Genomic DNA, 20,250 nt, shown 5'->3' with positions numbered 1-20,250 from the left:
GCAGCGAAAATCAACTTTTCACTATTAACACTATTGAAAAGAAAAAAGACTGTAGGAAACCCATGATTTCAGGAGTTTGTCTACAGTCTGGAACCTTCCTGTCTGGAAGGTTCTTTTTGATGCTATTAAATAATCGGACCGCCTTTTTGAATGATCTCTTCAGAAACTTGGTCGAACTTTTTGAAGTTGTCTTTGAATAGTTGAGAAAGTTCTTTCGCCTTAGCATCATACTCAGATGCATCGCTCCAAGCGTTACGTGGGTTCAATACTTCACTAGGAACACCATCGATTTGTTTCGGAATCTGAAGTCCGAATGTCGCTGAAGTTTCGGTTTCTACGTTATCCAATGCTCCGGATAGTGCTGCGCGGACCATTGTACGTGTGTGTTTCAAGTCCATACGCTTACCAACGCCGTAGACGCCGCCAGTCCAGCCAGTATTCACGAGGAATACGCGAGATCCATGCTCGTCGATCTTTTTACCAAGCATATCTGCATAAACTGTTGCAGGTAGTGGTAGGAATGGTGAACCGAAGCATGTAGAGAATGTAGCTTCTGGTGAGGTAATTCCGCGCTCAGTACCAGCAAGTTTCGATGTGAATCCACTTAGGAAGTGATACATTGCTTGCTCTTTCGACAATTTCGAGATTGGAGGCAACACGCCGAACGCATCAGCAGTTAGGAAGATGATGGTTTCCGGGTGTCCAGCAACTGATGGAAGAACGATGTTGTCGATATTCTCAATCGGATATGCTGCGCGTGTGTTTTCAGTTAATGTAGTATCATCATAATCAGCAACGCGTGACTCAGTATCGAGTACTACGTTTTCTAGAACTGTACCGAATTGAATGGCACCGAAGATCTCAGGTTCTTTTTCTGGTGATAAGTTGATGCACTTCGCGTAACATCCACCTTCAATGTTGAAGATTCCGTGGTCAGACCAACCATGCTCATCGTCACCAATCAGTTTGCGGTTTGCATCAGCAGATAGTGTTGTTTTACCAGTACCTGATAATCCGAAGAAGAGTGCAGCATCGCCTTTTTCACCAACGTTTGCTGAACAGTGCATAGATAGTATCCCATTTTCAGGAAGCAAGTAGTTCATAACAGAGAAAATCGATTTCTTCATTTCTCCGGCATATTCAGTACCGCCGATTAGCACGATACGTTTTTCAAGTGAAATGATGACGAATGTTTCTGTATCCGTGCCGTCAACAGCAGGATCAGCTTTGAATGATGGTGCAGCAAGGATTGTGAACTGTGCTTCGTGCATCTTCAATTCTTCTTCAGTAGGTCGGATGAATAGCTGATGAACGAAAAGGTTTTGCCAAGCAAATTCGTTGATAACTTGAATCGAAAGTTGTGAAGCTTTGTCAGCTCCTGCAAATCCTTTAAATACAAATAGTTCCTCTTTTGCTTGAAGGTGGTTTAACACCTTTTTATATAGGTTGTCGAAGTGATCTTCTGAAATTGGACGATTGACAGAACCCCAGTCAATCTTATCTTTTGAAGTCGCTTCTTCAGTTATGTAACGGTCTTTAGGGGAACGGCCGGTATACTTCCCGGTTTGCGCTGTAACGGCTCCATCTGCTGAAAGCGTAGCCTCACCTCGGGAAACTGCTTTTTCGACTAATACAGGTACAGATGGCTGTAATGTAATATTAGTACCAGAAAGAAGTTCTTTGAGTCCATTATCTATTTTCGCTGAAATCATAGGTAGATACCGTCCTTTTCATTATTGCCCTTGTTAGGGCTGTCTTATTTTGAATTAGTATAACACATTAAGAATAATAAACTATACTAATTCAAAACTCAAGTGAGAGCTACAAAAAAATTGACAAGAACTGCGTTTTCTCGTAGCATAGATAGATGAACGGATACTCTTATCCCGAGTCGGCGGAGGGACAGGCCCTATGATGCCCGGCAACCTGCATGGACGTCCTTGTCTATGAAAAGGTGCCAAACCTGAAGCAGGGGGAAACCCTGGACGATAAGAGTGAAAGGTGCTTATGAAACTCATGCCTTTCCTCATGTATGCAATACGTGAGTGGAGGGCTTTTTCTATATGTTTGCCTTTATCCTTGTGAACGTTGAACGTCGCTTCTCTTCAGGCGCGGGACGAAAACTGGGAAAACGAGAGTACCGTATCACGAGTTCGCTGTAAGGAAACTTGCGGCTGAAGGAGGAAATCATATGACAAATCGACGACTGTTTACATCTGAGTCGGTAACAGAAGGCCATCCTGATAAGATGTGCGACCAAATTTCAGATGCGATTCTGGATGCGATTATCGAGGAAGACCCGAACGCTCGCGTAGCGTGTGAAACGACAATTACAACAGGATTAGTTCTCGTGATTGGAGAAATTACGACGACTACGTATGTCGATATTCCGAAAGTGGTTCGAGAAACTGTAAAGGAAATTGGCTACACACGCGCGAAATACGGATTCGATTACGAAACGTCTTCCGTACTAACATCTATTGATGAACAATCACCTGACATCGCAGCAAGTGTCGATCGTGCACTTGAAGCACGTGAAGGCTCTATGGATGACGAAGAATTAGAAGCAATTGGTGCTGGAGACCAAGGACTCATGTTTGGGTATGCTTGCAACGAAACAGAAGAATTGATGCCACTACCAATTAGCCTAGCTCACAAACTTTCCCGTCAACTGACGAAAGTACGGAAAGAAGAGACACTCGACTACTTACGTCCAGATGGAAAAACACAAGTAACGATTGAATATAACGAAAAGAACGAACCAATCCGTGTCGATACGATTGTTATTTCTACACAGCACCATCCTGAAGTGACACTTGAGCAATTACAGCGTGAAGTGAAACAACACGTCATTGACACTGTCGTTCCAAAGAACTTGCTGGATGATGAAACAAAGTATTTCATCAACCCATCAGGACGCTTTGTCATCGGTGGTCCTCAAGGGGATGCAGGTCTTACAGGACGTAAAATTATCGTTGACACGTATGGCGGTTATGCGCGTCATGGTGGCGGAGCGTTTTCTGGAAAAGATGCGACTAAAGTCGATCGCTCGGCATCATACGCTGCACGTTACGTAGCGAAGAACCTTGTCGCTGCAGGATTAGCGGATCGCTGTGAAGTGCAGTTAGCGTACGCAATCGGTGTCGCTAAGCCTGTTTCGATTTCTGTAGATACATTCGGGACAAGTGATATTTCTGAGAGTCATCTTGTTGAGCTTGTCAGAAATCATTTCGATCTTCGCCCAGCTGGGATTATCAAGATGCTCGACCTGCGTCGCCCGATTTATAAGCAGACAGCAGCTTATGGTCACTTCGGTAGAACGGACATTGATCTACCTTGGGAGCGTACAGACAAGGCTTCTGCATTGAAAGAAGAAGTTACTCAACTTAAAGGATAAGTACAAAAAAGCAAGGGAGCCGATTTAAGCGCCCTTGCTTTTCTTATTTACAGCTTAGTTTTGAAGTTGTTTGTAATGCTGACCTTTTTCTACGTAGCTCTCAACGATTCTTTCCATATCTGCCCGGTCTTCGTCTGTTACTTCACGAACTACTTTTGCAGGGGAACCGAGTGCTAACATACCAGGTGGAATGACTTTACCTGGAGGAACGATACTGCCTGCACCTACAAATGCACCTTCTCCGACTACGGCACCATCGAGTATGATTGAACCCATCCCCACAAGTGCCCCTTTTTTAATCGTACAACTATGTAACGTAACTTTATGACCGATTGTGACGTCATCTTCTATGACTAACGGGTTGTTAGGACTTTGATGTAGACAAGATAAGTCTTGAATGCTGACACGTTTACCAATCCGAGTCGGTGCAACGTCTCCTCGAATCACGGTACTGAACCAAACAGAAGAATCAGCACCAATTGTGACATCTCCACTAATTACAGCAAAATCGGCTACAAAAACGGTTTCATCGATGTCTGGCCAAACATCCTTATACGGAACAATCATGAAAATGCCCTCCTTGTTGTACATTGATGTATAATAATCCTATCAAAGTTTTAGGACCTTGTACAAAAAGGAGTTTAAAGTATTGGAATAAATGGAGGGAAGCGCTATGTGGAAATGGGAAGCAGACGGACAAGCAAAAGCAGTCATTGTCATTGTACATAACGCGTACGAAGACCATCAACGATATGCATGGCTGATTCAAAGATTACGAATTTCAGGATTTGACGTAATTACAGGTGATTTACCTGGACATGGTCCTGATGAGAAAGGTATACCACACGATGAGACATTCGATTCGTATGTGGATTTTGTGAAAAAAATGATAGATGCAGGATTAAAAGAAAGTGTTCCTGTCATTGTCTTAGCACATGGTTTAGGCGCAACAGTCATGATACATTTACTACAGAGGAAACGGATTGAATGCGCAGGGCTTATCATCAGTTCACCTTGGCTATCGCTGATTCATCACCCACCTAAGTTTTCATCGATGCTGACACGTTTAGCATCTTCCATGAAGTTGGATCATGGTGTCACATATGACATGCTCACAAAAAACCCTGAAGAGCGTCCGAAAACCCGCCATGCTTCCGACGTGAGATCGGTTATGACGGGTGGTTGGTACAAAGAACTCACGTCGTTCATGAAAGGCACTCTTCAGACAGAAAAATCGATACAAGATGTACCGTTGCTCCTACACACTGGTGGAGAGGATCGGATGACAGATACTGCTGAGTCGAAGAAGTGGATGAAACGACAAAATCTTAGTGAATTCCAGTATAAGGAATGGCGTCATTTATATCATGACGTCTATCATGAACCGGAACGTGAAGAGGTCTTATTATATACAATGTCGTTCATTGACAATGTTTTACGGTCGCTTGGATACGTGATTGAAAATTGATAAACGGAGGTTCAACTATGGAAGCAGAGTCAAAGAAAGAATTTTGGTCATGGGGGAAGTCCCTGATTGTCGCAGTACTTGTAGCATTCATCGTAAGACAATTCTTATTTACGCCGGTCATTGTTTCAGGAGAATCGATGGAGCCGACGTATCACGATCATAATCGGGTGGTCATTTCAAAAATATCATCACTTGAGCACTTTGATAAGATCGTATTCCATGCGCCAAATGCCGAAGAGGACTTCATTAAGCGGGTAATCGGGTTGCCAGGTGATACGGTGAAAATGGAAAATGATGTGCTTTCGATTAATGGGAAACAGTATAAAGAACCTTACTTGGATTCAAACAAAGCAGCACTTCCAGAAGGGCAGAAGCTGACACAGGACTTCGAGGTAAACGTCCCTGAAGGTCAATTGTTTGTGATGGGAGATAATCGAGTAAATAGTATGGATAGCCGAATCTTCGGTAGTATAGATGAAGAATCTGTAGTTGGTAAAGTGAAATTCCGCTTTTATCCATTCAATGAAATTGGGAATCCAAAGTAATCACTTATTCTGAAAAGGAAAATTTCACCTGACTAAGCCAAATGCTTTTGAGACATGCTAATGTTAGACACCTTAGAATAGGAGTGGCGGCATTGACTGAAAAGCAAACAGGCAAAGAGAGTCGAGCAAAACAACAGACAGGTAGCATGGCTGGAACGGAATACACAGACGGTCAGCTACGAACCGACGAAGTCGCGTCGACTGCTTACACAGGAAGTGCTAAAAAGAAGGTCGATTTGCAAAACGATCGTCTGGAAACAGGTGGCTTTTAACTTTACTACTAAGTATCTACTAAACCTCTGCAGAATTATGCGGAGGTTTTTTTACTTCGTTCTAGTCTTCATGAATCACGTTTTGTGATAAATTTAAAGGAACGTATTATTAAGGGAGATCTGATGTGCATGGAAGAATTTTTTGAACGGAAAAAAAGACAACTGAATATCGAATTGAACGATGTGCAAAAACAAGCGGTTCTGACAACGGAAGGGCCGCTACTTCTTCTGGCTTGTCCAGGCTCCGGAAAAACGACGACCATCATTATGCGCATCGGCTACTTAATAGAAGAACTTGGGGTTAAACCAAAGCGTATAAAAGCAATCACGTTCAGCAAAGCATCTGCGAGGGATATGCTGAAACGGTTCTCCGCATTGTTTCCGGAATTACCTGCTGCAGACTTTTCCACAATCCACAGTTTAGCATTTACGATTTCTAAAAAGTGGCTAGCAAAGCAAGGGCGACAATTCACACTGCTGGAAGGGTATCCTAAACAAAATGCTTTGAAAGCGGCATGCCGTTTTGTGCTGAAGGAAAATGGGACAGAAGATCAGCTGAACTCTTTATCAACCTATATTAGTTTAATGAAGAACCAAATGGTCCCTACAGAAAAGTGGACGGAAAAGGATGAGCCATTTGAGCAAGCAGCGAAAATAGCACGTCAATATGAAACGGTAAAGAATGCGTCTGTCGAAACCACATTGCTCGACTTCGATGATCTTTTATTAACAGCTGAACAAGCTATGCGTATGGATGAAAATCTCGGTGCAGAATTTCAATCGAAATATGACTATATCCTTACCGATGAGAGTCAGGATACCTCACTCGTCCAGCATAAAATTGTGGAACACCTGACAGCAATGCATGGGAATCTGTGCGTTGTTGCTGATGATGACCAATCGATCTATGCATGGAGAGGCGCGGATCCTGATTATTTAATGGACTTCAAGCTCGTGTATCCGGAAGCTAAGCTTTTATATATGGAACAAAACTATCGATCTTCTTCTGAAGTCGTGACAACATCCGCTGCATTCATCAAACGCAATAAAAAGCGTTGGGATAAAAAGATGCATACGGAAAACGGTTCAAGAGGAGCAATTCAGCTACGACGTTTGAATAATCCGAAGCAACAACTGGAATATGTCACGTATGAACTCCTTGCAGAGGAGGAGTTAAGTGAAGTGGCAATCCTGTTCCGAAATAACGCGTCCTCTACTCCATTTGTTAATGAACTCCACCGTCGAGGCATCCCGTTTTATATGAAAGATGCGGACGATAAGTTTTTCTCCCATTGGGTTGTACAAGATATTCTCAACTTCATGCGGCTTAGTTTTAACCTGGAACGAAAAGATATTTTTGCAAAGATCGCTGGGAAAATGCAGTTATTTGTATCGAAGTCGACGTTACAGCAGTTTGAACGAAGTACAATCGAGGGGAATGTGTTCGAAGCATTTCAAGAGATGGCGGTTTTAAAAGACAGCCAGGTGAGGAAACTCGATGCATATAAAGATGTGTACAAAAAGATACCGGATATGAGACCTGCACAAATCATTCGCATGATCCGCTACGAACTCAGCTACGAAGAAAGCCTAGTGAGTATGTCGACGAAGTTTGGATACCGTGCGGACAGTTTAAAAGGGATATTAGATACGTTAGAAGGAATTGCAGAACAGACGAGGACGATGGTCGAGTTTGCAGAACAGCTGAAAACGCTTGAAGAAGCCGTACAGGAAGCAAAAAAAGAACCTGTTGGACAAGCAGTGACGCTATCGACTTTCCATAGTGCCAAAGGGTTGGAGTTTAAACGAGTGTTTATGATTGACCTTGTTAAAGGCACCATACCGTCGGAGGAAGACCTAACAGATACACAATTGCTAGAAGAAGCACGGCGCTTATTTTATGTGGGCATGACCCGAGCGAAAGAACGCCTAGAAATGTTGTCTTACTCTTCGGAAGACGGGAAGTCGAAAGAAGACTCGAAGTTTGTGAATGAAGTTCGAGGGATTTTGTTGCCGAAACGCACTGATTCCACGAAACAAACGAGTAGCTTGGCGAAGTCAGCACCAAAATCTGTTGCGGTTAATCCGAATGGAATTGGAGATCTCAAGCTGTTAGAATCGGGTACACTTGTCAAACACCGAGTTTTTGGTAAAGGGGAAATCATAGAAGTAAGTGCGGAGTCCATCGAAATTAGGTTTGCTACAGCAACGAAGCGATTAGCACTACAACCCGTACTGGAAAAGCGAATGTTAGAGACGGCTGACCTATGAGAACGATACTAGCAATCGGAGCAGCTGGCGCAATAGGAGCGTTAGCACGGACTCTCATCGGAATGCTCGTTCCAACGACAAATGGATTTCCTGTAGGAACGTTTGTTGCGAACATTGTTGGGACTTTCATTCTTTGTTTTCTAGTTGAAAAAACACTGCATTGGACGTTGGTGAACAAAACGACATATGATGCCATCACAGTCGGTTTTTTAGGTTCGTTTACAACATTCTCGGCTTTTAGTTATGAGACGTTGACGTTGATGCAATCTCACGTTGAAATCGCATTGTTATATGTGGCTTGTAGTCTACTATTCGGATTGTTCGCGGGTGCACTCGGAATTCAACTTGGCGGAAGGAGACAGCAAGGATGACGTGGGTAGATTTAGTAGCTGTTGCGGCAGGGGGATTCATAGGTGCAATCATTCGCTATTTTGTATCAAAAAAATTGAATATAAATTCACTTATTCCATATGGGACACTTCTAGTCAATTTGCTTGGTTGCCTCCTCATCGGGCTTGTAGTTGGGCTGCAACTTTCTCCATCATTAACGTTTTTTCTCGCAACTGGCGTAGCAGGGGCATTGACGACATTTTCCACTTGGGTGAAAGAAATATTAGCTATGGCGCGTTTTCGAGAATTTGGAAAGTCAATGGGTTATCTGATGGGTTCTATCATTTTAGGAATTGCATTTGTCTATGTGGGATATATTGGTGGTACTTTTTTCTAGAGTAACAGTTTAGGAAACCACCGTTCGGGAATAGACTTGTGACTGATATTCTTGAACGGAGGCGGACAAGCTTGCAAAAACAAAATGAAGAACAGAACAAAAAACACCGTCAACTCGAGACTTTTCGAACAGACGACAAAAACAAATCACTTACAACAAACCAAGGCTTGAAAGTGTCGGAGGATGAACACTCCCTGAAAGCAGGAGAACGAGGACCAACACTCATGGAAGACTTCCATTTCCGTGAAAAGATGACCCATTTTGACCATGAACGGATTCCAGAAAGGATTGTCCATGCGAGAGGGTATGCAGCTCACGGAGAATTTGAATTGTACGAATCGATGAGTGAGTATACAAAAGCGGATTTCTTACAAACTCCAGGAAAGAAAACACCTGTTTTCACACGCTTTTCAACAGTGGCGGGTAGCAGGGGATCTGCAGAAACGGTTCGGGATGTTCGTGGATTTGCTGTGAAGTTTTACACAGACGTAGGAAACTATGATCTTGTTGGAAACAACATGCCGGTTTTCTTTATACAGGATGCTATTAAATTCCCAGACTTAATACATGCTGTAAAGCCGGAGCCTCATAATGAGATGCCTCAAGCTGCGTCTGCACACGATACATTTTGGGATTTTGTTGCGAATAACCAAGAGTCTGCCCATATGGTCATGTGGCATATGTCAGACAGAGCGATTCCCCGTAGTTTGCGCATGATGGAAGGATTCGGTGTACATACGTATCGTTTCGTGAATGCGGAAGGCAAATCCCACTTCGTCAAGTTCCACTGGAAACCGAAACTAGGTGTAAATTCACTTGTTTGGGATGAAGCCCAGAAAATTAGCGGGAAAGACCCGGACTTCCACAGAAGAGACTTATGGGAAGCTATCGATAACGGTGATTTTGCTGAATGGGAACTTGGCGTTCAGCTTATTGAGGACTCACAGGAATTCGATTTCGATTTCGATATTTTGGATCCTACCAAACTCTGGCCAGAAGAAGATGTCCCCGTCAAAATCATCGGGAAAATGACGTTGAATCGGAATGTTGATAATGTATTTGCGGAAACGGAGCAAGTTGCTTTCCATCCAGGACACGTAGTACCAGGAATTGACTTCTCGAATGACCCGTTGTTGCAAGGCCGTTTGTTCTCGTACACAGATACGCAACTGATTCGTTTAGGTGGACCGAATTTCCATGAGTTGCCCATCAATCGACCGGTTTGTCCCTTCCATAATAATCAGCGAGATGGTTATGGCCGGCAAACGATTAATACCGGTCAGGTGGCCTATCATAAGAATTCGCTAGCAGACAATACACCATCGACCTCTAAGGAAGAAGAGGGAGGTTTCGTTCACTATCAGGAAAAAGTGGACGGACGCAAAATTGCAGCCCGTAGTGATTCGTTCAAAGATCATTTCTCTCAAGCGAAATTGTTCTGGAACAGTATGTCTATTGTGGAGAAAAAGCATATTATCGATGCGTTTAGTTTTGAAGTAGGAAAAGTGAAAAACAAAGACATACGCCAACAAGTCGTGGATATGTTTGGTCATGTAGATAATGGATTGGCTTCTGCTGTTGCTCATGCAGTAGGTGTACATGCGCCAAATGCTGGCGAGGAGAGCACGATCACGAAAAGTTCGCCTGCACTAAGCCAAGTGAACAAAGCGAAGTTGCCGAATACACGTAAAGTAGGCGTCCTAATTGGCAACCAATTCGATGATTCTGAAGTGGAAACCATTGTAGAAGCTTGTTTAAATGCAGGCATGAATGTTGATTTGATTGGCGAAAAATATGGTATGGTAACTGGCGTAAATGGATTAGAAGCAGAGGTGGACGAGACGTTCTTGACCATGCATGCTGTTCTGTATGACGCAATCGTTGTTGCAGGTGGAGATGCTGAAAATCCTCAAAAGTTTAAAATGGATACGATCGACTTCCTGAACGAAACGTATAAGCATTTTAAACCGATTGGGATTCTTTCAAAAGGTCAAGAATTTGTAGACAATTCCAGCGTAGAAATGACAGCGGGGGTTATCTCGTCTAAGAATGATAATTTTGCACAACTGTTTGTGAATGCAGTGGCTGAGCATCGTCACTGGGATCGATAAAATACGAAAAGGCAGCTGTCCATAGGGCAGCTGCTTTTCTGTCGCTTCACAGTCCAGAAGACATTCTAAAGTTACAGATATTGGATTATTCAGGGCTGCCATGTAGCGGTCCTTTTTTGTGGTTTTAAAACCATACACTTGCTTATATAAGCATATGATTATATAGTGTAGAAAAGACATGGAGGGATGATAGGTGAACGAATCAGAGGTAGTAGAATTGCATAAAGCATCACAAATTTTAAAGTTGCTTGGAGACAAAACTCGTTTAACAATGATGAAGCTGCTCCAAACACATGATTGTTGCGTGTGTGAATTTGTTGAAATCTTTAAGATGAGTCAACCTGCTATCAGCCAGCACCTAAGGAAACTAAGAGATGTTGGATTGGTGAAAGAAGAACGTAGAGGACAATGGATCTTTTACTCGATAAACAACGAGCACGAAGACTATCCTTTTGTTCAAAGTATCTTGAATCATCTACCTGAACAAAATGGATTGGTTGTTGACTTGGAAGCGCAAGGATTGCGTATTTCTTGCAATTAAGGAGGAAAGTACATTGTTTTCAGTTTTTACCGCATCATTGATATTTGCTGTGACACTCATATTTGTAATTTGGCAGCCGAAAAATTTGTCTATTGGTTGGTCTGCCTGTATTGGTGCTCTGATCGCTTTACTCCTGGGTGTAGTCGATTTTGGAGATGTTGCCGATGTGACGGGTATTGTATGGAATGCAACGCTTGCTTTTATTGCTATTATCATAATTTCTTTAATATTGGATGAGATCGGTTTCTTCGAATGGTCTGCTCTTCATATGGCACGATTCGCTAAAGGAAGCGGAGTCCGTATGTTTGTTTACGTTAGTATTCTAGGTGCTATCGTAGCGGCATTATTTGCAAATGATGGCGCTGCATTAATACTGACACCGATTGTTCTAGCGATGGTCCGGAACTTGAATTTCAGTGAGAAAATGATATTTCCGTTTATAATCGCTAGTGGATTCATAGCAGATACGACCTCTTTGCCGTTTGTTGTGAGTAACTTGGTTAATATCGTGTCCGCTGACTTTTTTGATATCGGATTTGTAGAGTATGCATCTAAGATGATCGTTCCGAATCTGTTTGCTTTAGTAGCGAGCATTATAGTGTTGTATCTATTCTTCAGTAAAAGTATTCCAGGCGACTATGAAGTTTCTGCACTAAAAACACCGAGTGAAGCGATAAAAGATCACAAGATGTTTCGACTATCTTGGGTGGTTCTTAGCATTTTACTAATCGGTTACTTCACAAGTGAATTTATCGGGGTCCCTGTCTCATTTGTTGCAGGAATCGTAGCCCTTTTCTTCTTGTACATGGCAAAAAAGAGTTCAGCGGTTCAGACGAAACAAGTGTTGAAAGGGGCACCCTGGGCGATTGTATTCTTCTCTATAGGCATGTATGTCGTTGTGTACGGCTTGAAAAATGCTGGCTTGACGAGTGTATTGGCGGATGTGATTCAATGGGCTGCCGACCAAGGCTTATTTACCGCAACGATGTCTATGGGGTTTATAGCAGCATTCCTTTCCTCCATCATGAATAATTTGCCCACTGTCTTGATCGATGCTTTGGCGATTGCGGAAACAACGACTTCTGGTCCAATACGAGAAGCTTTAATTTACGCGAATGTGATTGGAGCTGACCTTGGTCCGAAAATCACACCAATCGGATCACTCGCAACTCTTTTATGGTTGTATGTCCTTTCACAAAAAGGTATTAAAATTAGTTGGGGAACTTATTTCAAAATCGGTATCATTTTAACAATCCCTACTCTATTTGTTACATTAATGGGTCTCTATTTGTGGCTATTGGTAGTCTAATATGAAAAAAGAAAGAGTGGACATTTCAAGTCAATCTTCGGATATTATTGATCCACAGCTCTTAAATAGTGTAGATTTTATCGTCACTCTTTGTGGGGATTCTGCTGACAAATGCCCAATGACATCACCTCAGTTACAACGTGAGCATTGGGGTTTGATGATCCTGCAAAAGCAGAAGGAACAGATGAAGAGAAGTGGGCAGTCTTCCGGCTTGTACGAGATGAAATAGACACAAGGATTGAACTGTTCGCTAAAACAGGGGAATAACTAACAGTCCATGGAGACTTGTATCGGTTTTCCTTGCGTACGGTATATAAGCTTATGTTTATATACTTATGACAGATATTGAATGAAATTGAAAGTGAAATTTTAGAACAAACAATTAAATAGATCGTTTTCTGTTACTTTTACATATTTTAGTAATGAAGGTGTAGAAATGGTTGGGAATACCTGTTCTACCCGAATTCAAACACAAAATTTAAACTATTACATAATACGTGGAGGTATTATCATGAAAAATCAAACTGCATGTTGTTCAAATGGAGAATTACCAATCATTATTAAAAATAAGAAAAAAGAAAACTCTTCGCTGCCAATTGCCATCATCGGAGCTGGTCCAATTGGATTAGCTGCAGCAGCCCATCTAGCAAAGGCAGGAGAGAATTTCATCGTTTTAGAATCTGGTCCGCGTGTAGGACATCATGTTTTGTCGTGGGGGCACGTTCGTTTGTTTTCGCCATGGCAATATAATATCGATAAGGTAGCCAGAGAATTACTTGAAGAAAATGGATGGGAAGCACCCTCTCCTGATGTGCTCCCAACTGGAAAAGAGTTAGTGGAAAATTACCTACGACAAGTAGCTGAATTACCACAAATCAGTCCCTCAATCCGGCTGAATACTAGGGTGATTTCTACTAGTAGAAAAGGCTTTGATAAGATGAAATCAGCCAATAGGGAGGACATTCCTTTTGTACTGCATATTGAAACTCAGGGTCAAACAGAGCAGATTGAAGCGAAAGCGATCATAGATGCTTCAGGAACATGGGGACAACCGAACCCCATGAACTCTACAGGTATTTGGACGAAGGAAGAGAAGTCTTTTGAGAACCAGATATTTTATGGCATTCCAAACATTAATGGTAATGAGTATGAAAGGTTTATTGGAAAAAGAGTGGCTGTCATTGGGGGGGGACATTCCGCTATCAATACGATTCTGGAGTTATCCGAGTTGAATGAAAAACATTCTGATCTAAAAATAACATGGATTCTTCGTAAAAATAGTGTGGAAGAAGCATATGGTGGCGAAGAGAAGGATGCCCTTCAGGCACGGGGGGAACTTGGATCGCGCATTCATCAATTAGTTAATTCAGGACGTGTTCAGGTGTACACACCTTTTAGAATCCATAGTGTAGAGAAAAATGAAATCTCTTTGAAACTAAATGGAGACTTAAAGGGAGAAAGCTTTTCAATTGAAGGACTTGATGAGCTGATCGTCAATACGGGGAGTCGCCCTGACTTTTCTTTCTTAAGTGAAGTAAGGCTAAATATTGATTCAGCAACTGAGAGTATTAGCACGCTTGCTCCACTAATTGATCCAAACCTTCACAGTTGTGGTACGGTTCGTCCACATGGTGAAGAGGAGTTGAGACAACCAGAGAAAAATCTATACATCGTTGGCATGAAAAGCTATGGACGTGCTCCAACCTTCCTAATGGCGACTGGTTATGAACAAGTACGATCAGTTGTAGCCTATCTGACAGGAGATTTTGAATCCGCGAAGAATGTGGAACTAGACTTGCCCGAGACCGGTGTGTGCAGTATAAACCTAGAATATACAAATAAGGACAAGACTTGCTGCAGCACAACAAATGGAAGCTGTTAAAGAAGTGTGCTAATGATGAACTAAAATCATATTGATATTTAAGCTGAAGAATAGGCTAACACATAGCTCCCTTTGGTCATGCACCAGAGGAAATATAGATAGGGGAAATTTTGTGAAATTATAATAAATACATTATCAAAAAGTACTTAGCTAGATTTGGCTCATATCCTTATACGAATTATATAAAGACTATGAAACCTTTGAATGAATTAAGAAGTGAGTATTGAATTATTTGATTGAGCAGCTGTCCTCATGGCAGCTGCTTTTCTTTCGTTTGACAACCTGGTAAACTAGGAAGAATGAACAAACGAGTGGGGACTGAATAAATATGGCACAACGAAAGAGTAAAAAAAGTAAAGGAAAAGGGAGTCTATCCGCACTGATTGTGGCTGTATTACTGGCAGGCGCCTATTATTTTTTCTTTCAAGAAGAAGAGGCAACACCTACACGTGACGGATTGATTCCTGTTGAGTTAGTCAAAACGATTGACGGGGATACGATAAAGATTATGTATGAGGGAAAAGAAACGAATGTCCGTTATTTACTCATCGATACACCAGAGACGAACCATCCAAGACTAGGGAAACAACCTTTCGGAGAAGAAGCGAAACGACGTAACCAAGAATTAATGAATAGTGGAAAGCTGGAGATCGAGTTCGATATTGGGCAGAAGTACGATAAATATGGTAGATTACTTGCCTATATTTACATAGACGGAGAAAGCGTTCAAGAGAAGTTACTGGAGGAAGGACTTGCACGAGTTGCTTATGTATATCCACCAAATACGCGTCATCTTGATGAATATGAAAAAGTTCAAAACGAAGCGAAGAAAAAAGGGATTGGAATTTGGACGTTAGAAGATTATGCAACTGATCGTGGATTCGACAGTGACACCTATCCTGTTAAAGGTGACTCATCTTCTAAACCTGATTCGAAAAAGCCCTCAACTCAACCTACGGAACAGTTTGCAAATTGTACAGAACTTAGGAAGGTTTATCCAACTGGCGTGAAAAAAGGCCATTCCGCTTATAGCGAAAGAATGGATGGAGACAAAGATGGTATGGCTTGTGAACCTAGATAAAGTTTTTATCTGATGGTTAGTTCACTATATGTAAACTTTACATTAGTTGTTTGAAGCGGAAGGTGGCGACTCCGGAGGGATCAGCGAAGATTGAAGACCCCACAGTGAGCGAAGCGAACGAGGTGGCCTAAATCGAGCCCCTCGGAAAGCGTCCACCTGAAGCGGAAAACAACGGCAGTGTGAAATATTGATTTTATGATTTAATATTGTATAACTTGACAAACTTAAAAGTCATGGTAAGATTTCAATAATCATTCAAACCGAAAAGTAAATAGTCATTCAAAGTGATGATGCAGTAGTGAACGAAGCAAGCAGCAACCAGAGACTGGATAGGCGGTGTAAGTCCAGGCACTTCGTTCATGAATTACGTCAACAAGCAATCTTTGAATCCAATGAAGTGGATAAGCGATGTCAGCTTGTCAACATGGGTGGTACCGCGGAGAACTCCTTCGTCCCTGTTATAGGGAACGAATGGAGTTTTTTTGTACGCAAAAACCGAGGAGGACATCGTCATGTTTCACATTCAACCATTACAGAAGCCCACATTCAAAGAGTCCGTAACACTCATCTTGTTGATCATTGGAATGATCAGCATAAGTATTATTAAGTTCGAATCGATTCCGCATTTGCCGATTTTAGCGTCTATTTTACTTTTAATTGGATATGGAATCCTCAAGAAAATTTCTTACCGTGATCTCCAAGATGGGATGACAGAAGGATCTGGAGCTGGTATGGGTGCAGTATTTTTGTTCTTCTTCATTGGGATGCTCATTAGTAGTTGGATGATGAGTGGGACGATACCAAGTTTGATCAATGCTGGTTTTCAACTCATTACCCCCTCTTATTTTTACGCGATTGCATTTACGGTAACTGCAATTATAGGTATATCAATCGGTAGCTCATTGACAACTGTGGCAACAGTTGGTGTAGCGTTGCTCAGTATGTCAGGCGTACTCGGTCTATCACCTGCGATTGCTGCAGGAGCGATTGTCTCAGGTGCATTCTTTGGGGATAAAATGTCTCCTTTATCTGATACGACCAACTTAGCTTCATCGATCGTCGGAGTCGACTTGTTCGCCCATATTCGCAATATGATGTGGACGACCGTTCCGGCATTTGTCCTATCGTTTGGGATATTTGCGATTCTTTCACCCTCAGCAGGAGATACTAAATTGGATACGATCCGGTCGTTTCAGGAGGCACTAGCGGAAACCGGGCTCGTTCACTGGGTATCATTCTTGCCATTAGTAGTACTTATTGTTTTGACGTTGATGAAAGTCCCGGCACTTTTAACGTTGGCGGCAAGTACAGTTTCAGCAGTCGTGATTGGATGTACGTTAAACGCTTATAGCGCTTCACAGGTTTTTGAAATCCTTTATAAAGGATTTCAATCCGAAACTGGTGTCGAAGCGGTAGACAGTTTACTAACTCGAGGCGGCATCAGTAGCATGTTCTTTACGATAACGCTAGTTATCTTAGCACTTACTATGGGCGGATTGTTGTTTAAGCTAGGAATCGTCCAAACATTACTTGCAACAGTGGAGCAATCTTTACGCTCTGCAAGTTCTGTAATTGGGGCGTCTGCGTTAACGGCAATCAGTATCAACGTACTGATTGGTGAACAATATTTATCAATTTTACTAACAGGGCAAGCATTTCAAGGCCAATATAAAAAGTTAGGTCTTGCGAGTAAAAACTTAAGCCGTGTGATGGAAGATGCAGGGACCGTCGTCAACCCTCTTGTCCCATGGAGTGTGTGCGGGATATTCATTGCAGATGTCCTAGGCGTGCCTGTAGGCGATTATTTCGGATTTGCGTTCTTCTGTCTATTCTCACCGATTTTGACCGTTTTGTTCAGTGTGTTTGGCAAAACATTAACGTATGAAGATTCGTCAAAAGAATCCCATTCATAATATACAAAAAGCAGTGGGCTCAAAACTTGAGCCACTGCTTTTGTTCATTCCAAGGAGAACTTTTCTTTGTAGTTGGTCGCATCTTTCAAGGCTTTTTCTTCTTGTGGGATGCGGACGGACATCATCCAGGTATTCAATAAGGTGAATGCAATTGCTGTGAAATAAGCACCGAATATCATTGGCAAGACAAGGATTTCTGTCGCAACGATGACATAGTTAGGGTGTCTGATGAATTTATAAGGTCCCTTCATGACAACATCTGCACCTGGAAGGATGATGATTTTAGTGTTCCAATACTTTCCGAGTGAAGAAAGACACCAAACCCGCAACACCTGTGTCAACAAGAATATCGTCAATAAAATACCCCAGATTGGAGATAATTCTGGTTTTCGGATGAGTACTTCTACTAGTAAGGAAACAAAAAAGGCAGTATGAAGAATAACAATAGCAGGGTAATGACTCGCACCCACTTCGTATGCCCCTTGAGCTTTCATTCGTTTCTCGTTGTTTTTAGCGATGACTAATTCAGCGAGTCGTTGAAGAATGACGATTGAAATTACAATCCAGAAGAACAATGTATCCACCTCATTCCCATTTCAGCAGTTGAAGTTCCCCACAAAATCCTGGACCGAGGGCAGCGAGCACACCGTATTCACCTTGTGCAGGCTTTGCTTCCATGAATTCCTTCAATACGTAAAGAACCGTGGGGGACGACATGTTTCCATTCATCCGTAATACATTCCTTGATATCTCAGTCATTGAACTATTGAAGTTGAGCGCCTCTTCGTACGCTTCTAACACTTTTTTTCCTCCAGGGTGGGCGACGAAATGGGAAATGTCTTTGTCTGTGAGGTTATACTTGTTTAAAAATTGATGAACAAACGGTCCAAGCCAGTCACTGATGATGACAGGAATACTTTTGGAGAAGACGACGTATAATCCGCTATTTTTTACATCCCATCCCATGACGTCTTCAGAATCAGGCATCAGCTTGGACGTCGTAGCAACAATCGAAGGGCGGACTTGCTTCGAACGTAACTTGGATTGATCACCAGTAATAAGTGCACAAGCGACTCCGTCTGAAAATAACGAGACACCGACGAGATTACTCTTTGAATAATCGTCTTTCTGGAACGTTAGACTGCACAATTCAATTGCAAGGACGAGCACATTCGCTTCTGGATATGCCATGCAGAATTCATTGGCACGACTTAGTCCTGAAGCGCCACCTGCGCAGCCAAGCCCCCATAGAGGAATACGTTTTACATCATCGCGGAAGGGTAGATTATTCATAATGCGTGCATCGATACTAGGGGTGGCAATGCCTGTACTCGAAACAAAAATGATGGCATCAATATCTTTGTAGTCTACTTTCTGATCTAGCATACTGGATTCGAGGCACGCAGTGACTGCAGCTGTGCCATATTCAATCGCATGTGATATGTACAACTCGTTACGCTCTTCGAAATCATGGGCTTGCCCATACCACTCGAGCGGCATGCAGACATTACGCTGTTCAATATCACCGTTTTGAAACACAGTTAACAGCCGTTCAATATCTTTGAAACGTCCACTGAAAACCGAACGTGATAATTCAACGGCTTTTTCCTGTTTAATAAGATTAGGTGGTAAATGTGTGCTCACGGATACGATTTGGGGCATGTGTGGACCTCCTATTGTCTTTAGTTCACTAATTTCCTAAAACAAGGTCGTGTAAACGTTATTAAACAATAAATGAGAAAGCTATGAGGAGTCTTGTACCCTAAATAGAACAAAGCAAAATACAAGTAACTATGGAAGAAAAATAATTGGCTATTTATCGTCTAGCATAAACCAACAAAAGGAGAGTATTATGTTGAAGCTGATTGAAACACCAAGGCAACTTGACAGTAAAGCGAAATCTGTAGAACAAGTATGTGTGGTTCCAAATGCCAACGTATTAAATATCCAGCTACGTGCAGGAGAAGAAGTGTCTGAGCATGATTCAGACAGAGAAGTTCTAATCATCGTTAGAAAAGGGAAAGTCCGTTTTACGGTTGAAGGCACTCCAGTTACGGTATCAGAGGAAAATATCCTTCACATGGTCCCTAACGAGAAACATAGTTTGTTCGCAGAGACCGATTCGGATATTTGTGTTCTTCAAATTACACCTTAACGAAATAATGGTATGCAGAGAGTTAAAGGATTATGAGTACAAGCCTGAACGAAACGCATGATTGTTTACTGTGAAATAAGCTTCGTAAGGCTACTTTGGAACGCTTCGTTTTGTTCAACGGAGCGTTTTTTAGGTCCTTTTAAGCGACCTCCTGCTTGGCGAACTTTTTGAGCAAAGTGCCGGGAATACAACAGCTGATCAATGTTTGTGTCCGTGTACCATCTTCCGTTTTGGTCAATCGGACGCCCTCCTTTAGCTAGCGCCATGGCAGCAAGACCATAATCTTGGGTGACGACAATGTCTTTGGGCTGAATACGGTTCACAAGAACAAAGTCTACCGCATCCGCTCCTTTTGAAACAACGATTGTTTCAGCACCATCGCGAACCATTTCGTGAGCGGTGTCGCAAATCAGCAAACAAGGAATTTGATGGGCCTTTGCAGTGCTAATGGTGATGTCAACAACAGGACATCCATCGGCATCGACTAATATTTTCATCTTTCTTCACCCCACTTAGTTAGAGCGTATCACAGCAACCTATAAAAAATCATTTTTTCAGTCTTTCGAATGTTTTTTATC

The 20,250-nt window shown here is 42.2% G+C and carries 19 protein-coding genes, 1 pseudogene and 1 riboswitch; of the genes and pseudogenes, 15 read left to right on the top strand and 5 right to left on the bottom strand.

Annotated features, from left to right (window positions below):
• Positions 1-125: 125 nt before the first annotated feature.
• A complete protein-coding gene (gene pckA, locus N693_RS0118445) occupies positions 126-1,712 on the bottom strand; it encodes a phosphoenolpyruvate carboxykinase (ATP) (protein WP_025786342.1) in 1,587 nt (528 codons plus the stop codon).
• 166 nt (positions 1,713-1,878) lie between these two features.
• A riboswitch (SAM riboswitch) is annotated at positions 1,879-1,995 on the top strand.
• Between the two features lie 196 nt (positions 1,996-2,191).
• Between pckA and metK the strand changes: the two genes are divergently transcribed.
• Complete coding sequence (metK, locus tag N693_RS0118440) at positions 2,192-3,397, top strand: methionine adenosyltransferase (protein WP_025786341.1); 1,206 nt, start codon at positions 2,192-2,194, stop codon at positions 3,395-3,397.
• Between the two features lie 54 nt (positions 3,398-3,451).
• On the opposite strand, the gene N693_RS0118435 is transcribed toward metK, so the two are convergent.
• On the bottom strand, positions 3,452-3,964 hold the full coding sequence (locus tag N693_RS0118435) for a gamma carbonic anhydrase family protein (RefSeq protein ID WP_025786340.1): 513 nt from the start codon (positions 3,962-3,964) through the stop codon (positions 3,452-3,454).
• A gap of 106 nt (positions 3,965-4,070) precedes the next feature.
• On the opposite strand from N693_RS0118435, the gene N693_RS0118430 reads away from it, so the two are divergent.
• The 13 genes and pseudogenes from N693_RS0118430 (at position 4,071) to nhaC (ending at position 17,517) form a co-directional block, all read left to right on the top strand.
• Entirely contained in the window at positions 4,071-4,865 is a 795-nt protein-coding gene (locus N693_RS0118430; RefSeq protein WP_025786339.1) for an alpha/beta hydrolase, read from the top strand.
• 17 nt (positions 4,866-4,882) lie between these two features.
• Positions 4,883-5,410 carry a signal peptidase I gene (lepB, locus tag N693_RS0118425; RefSeq protein WP_025786338.1) on the top strand — a complete coding sequence of 176 codons (528 nt, stop codon included), beginning with the start codon at positions 4,883-4,885 and terminating at the stop codon, positions 5,408-5,410.
• A 92-nt stretch (positions 5,411-5,502) separates the two neighbouring features.
• A complete protein-coding gene (locus N693_RS0118420; protein ID WP_025786337.1) occupies positions 5,503-5,682 on the top strand; it encodes a hypothetical protein in 180 nt (59 codons plus the stop codon).
• A gap of 129 nt (positions 5,683-5,811) precedes the next feature.
• Entirely contained in the window at positions 5,812-7,953 is a 2,142-nt protein-coding gene (locus tag N693_RS0118415) for an ATP-dependent helicase (protein WP_025786336.1), read from the top strand.
• Positions 7,950-8,324, top strand: coding sequence for a CrcB family protein (locus N693_RS0118410; protein ID WP_025786335.1), 375 nt, complete (start codon positions 7,950-7,952; stop codon positions 8,322-8,324). Before N693_RS0118415 ends, N693_RS0118410 begins: the two co-directional genes overlap by 4 nt.
• Positions 8,321-8,680 (top strand): CrcB family protein, encoded by a 360-nt coding sequence (locus tag N693_RS0118405; protein WP_025786334.1) that lies wholly within the window; start codon positions 8,321-8,323, stop codon positions 8,678-8,680. Before N693_RS0118410 ends, N693_RS0118405 begins: the two co-directional genes overlap by 4 nt.
• Before the next feature lie 71 nt (positions 8,681-8,751).
• A complete protein-coding gene (locus N693_RS0118400) occupies positions 8,752-10,791 on the top strand; it encodes a catalase (protein ID WP_025786333.1) in 2,040 nt (679 codons plus the stop codon).
• A gap of 193 nt (positions 10,792-10,984) precedes the next feature.
• The gene (locus N693_RS0118395) at positions 10,985-11,332 is read left to right on the top strand and encodes a metalloregulator ArsR/SmtB family transcription factor (protein WP_025786332.1); all 348 of its coding nucleotides are present in this window, start codon (positions 10,985-10,987) and stop codon (positions 11,330-11,332) included.
• Positions 11,333-11,345: 13 nt separating this feature from the next.
• The gene (locus N693_RS0118390) at positions 11,346-12,641 is read left to right on the top strand and encodes an arsenic transporter (RefSeq protein ID WP_025786331.1); all 1,296 of its coding nucleotides are present in this window, start codon (positions 11,346-11,348) and stop codon (positions 12,639-12,641) included.
• A gap of 1 nt (position 12,642) precedes the next feature.
• Positions 12,643-12,908: pseudogene (locus N693_RS19550) on the top strand (arsenate reductase); the annotation flags it as partial.
• A gap of 244 nt (positions 12,909-13,152) precedes the next feature.
• Positions 13,153-14,523: an FAD-dependent oxidoreductase gene (locus tag N693_RS0118380; RefSeq protein WP_025786330.1), complete on the top strand. Its 1,371-nt coding sequence runs from the start codon at positions 13,153-13,155 to the stop codon at positions 14,521-14,523.
• Between the two features lie 328 nt (positions 14,524-14,851).
• Positions 14,852-15,604, top strand: coding sequence for a thermonuclease family protein (locus N693_RS0118375; protein WP_025786329.1), 753 nt, complete (start codon positions 14,852-14,854; stop codon positions 15,602-15,604).
• Between the two features lie 512 nt (positions 15,605-16,116).
• A complete protein-coding gene (gene nhaC / locus N693_RS0118370) occupies positions 16,117-17,517 on the top strand; it encodes a Na+/H+ antiporter NhaC (RefSeq protein ID WP_025786328.1) in 1,401 nt (466 codons plus the stop codon).
• Between the two features lie 44 nt (positions 17,518-17,561).
• Here the strand turns inward: nhaC and N693_RS0118365 are convergent, their stop codons facing one another.
• Positions 17,562-18,092 carry an isoprenylcysteine carboxyl methyltransferase family protein gene (locus tag N693_RS0118365; RefSeq protein WP_025786327.1) on the bottom strand — a complete coding sequence of 177 codons (531 nt, stop codon included), beginning with the start codon at positions 18,090-18,092 and terminating at the stop codon, positions 17,562-17,564.
• A gap of 10 nt (positions 18,093-18,102) precedes the next feature.
• On the bottom strand, positions 18,103-19,179 hold the full coding sequence (locus N693_RS0118360) for a type III polyketide synthase (protein WP_025786326.1): 1,077 nt from the start codon (positions 19,177-19,179) through the stop codon (positions 18,103-18,105).
• 190 nt (positions 19,180-19,369) lie between these two features.
• On the opposite strand from N693_RS0118360, the gene N693_RS0118355 reads away from it, so the two are divergent.
• Positions 19,370-19,672: a cupin domain-containing protein gene (locus N693_RS0118355; protein WP_037593650.1), complete on the top strand. Its 303-nt coding sequence runs from the start codon at positions 19,370-19,372 to the stop codon at positions 19,670-19,672.
• A gap of 65 nt (positions 19,673-19,737) precedes the next feature.
• Here N693_RS0118355 and N693_RS19545 read toward each other — a convergent pair whose 3' ends face one another.
• Positions 19,738-20,169 (bottom strand): YaiI/YqxD family protein, encoded by a 432-nt coding sequence (locus N693_RS19545; protein WP_037593649.1) that lies wholly within the window; start codon positions 20,167-20,169, stop codon positions 19,738-19,740.
• Between the last annotated feature and the right edge of the window lie 81 nt (positions 20,170-20,250).

It is taken from the genome of Sporosarcina sp. D27 (assembly GCF_000586555.1).
Taxonomy (GTDB): Bacteria; Bacillota; Bacilli; order Bacillales_A; family Planococcaceae; genus Sporosarcina.
This window is presented reverse-complemented; position numbering and strand designations above follow the sequence as displayed.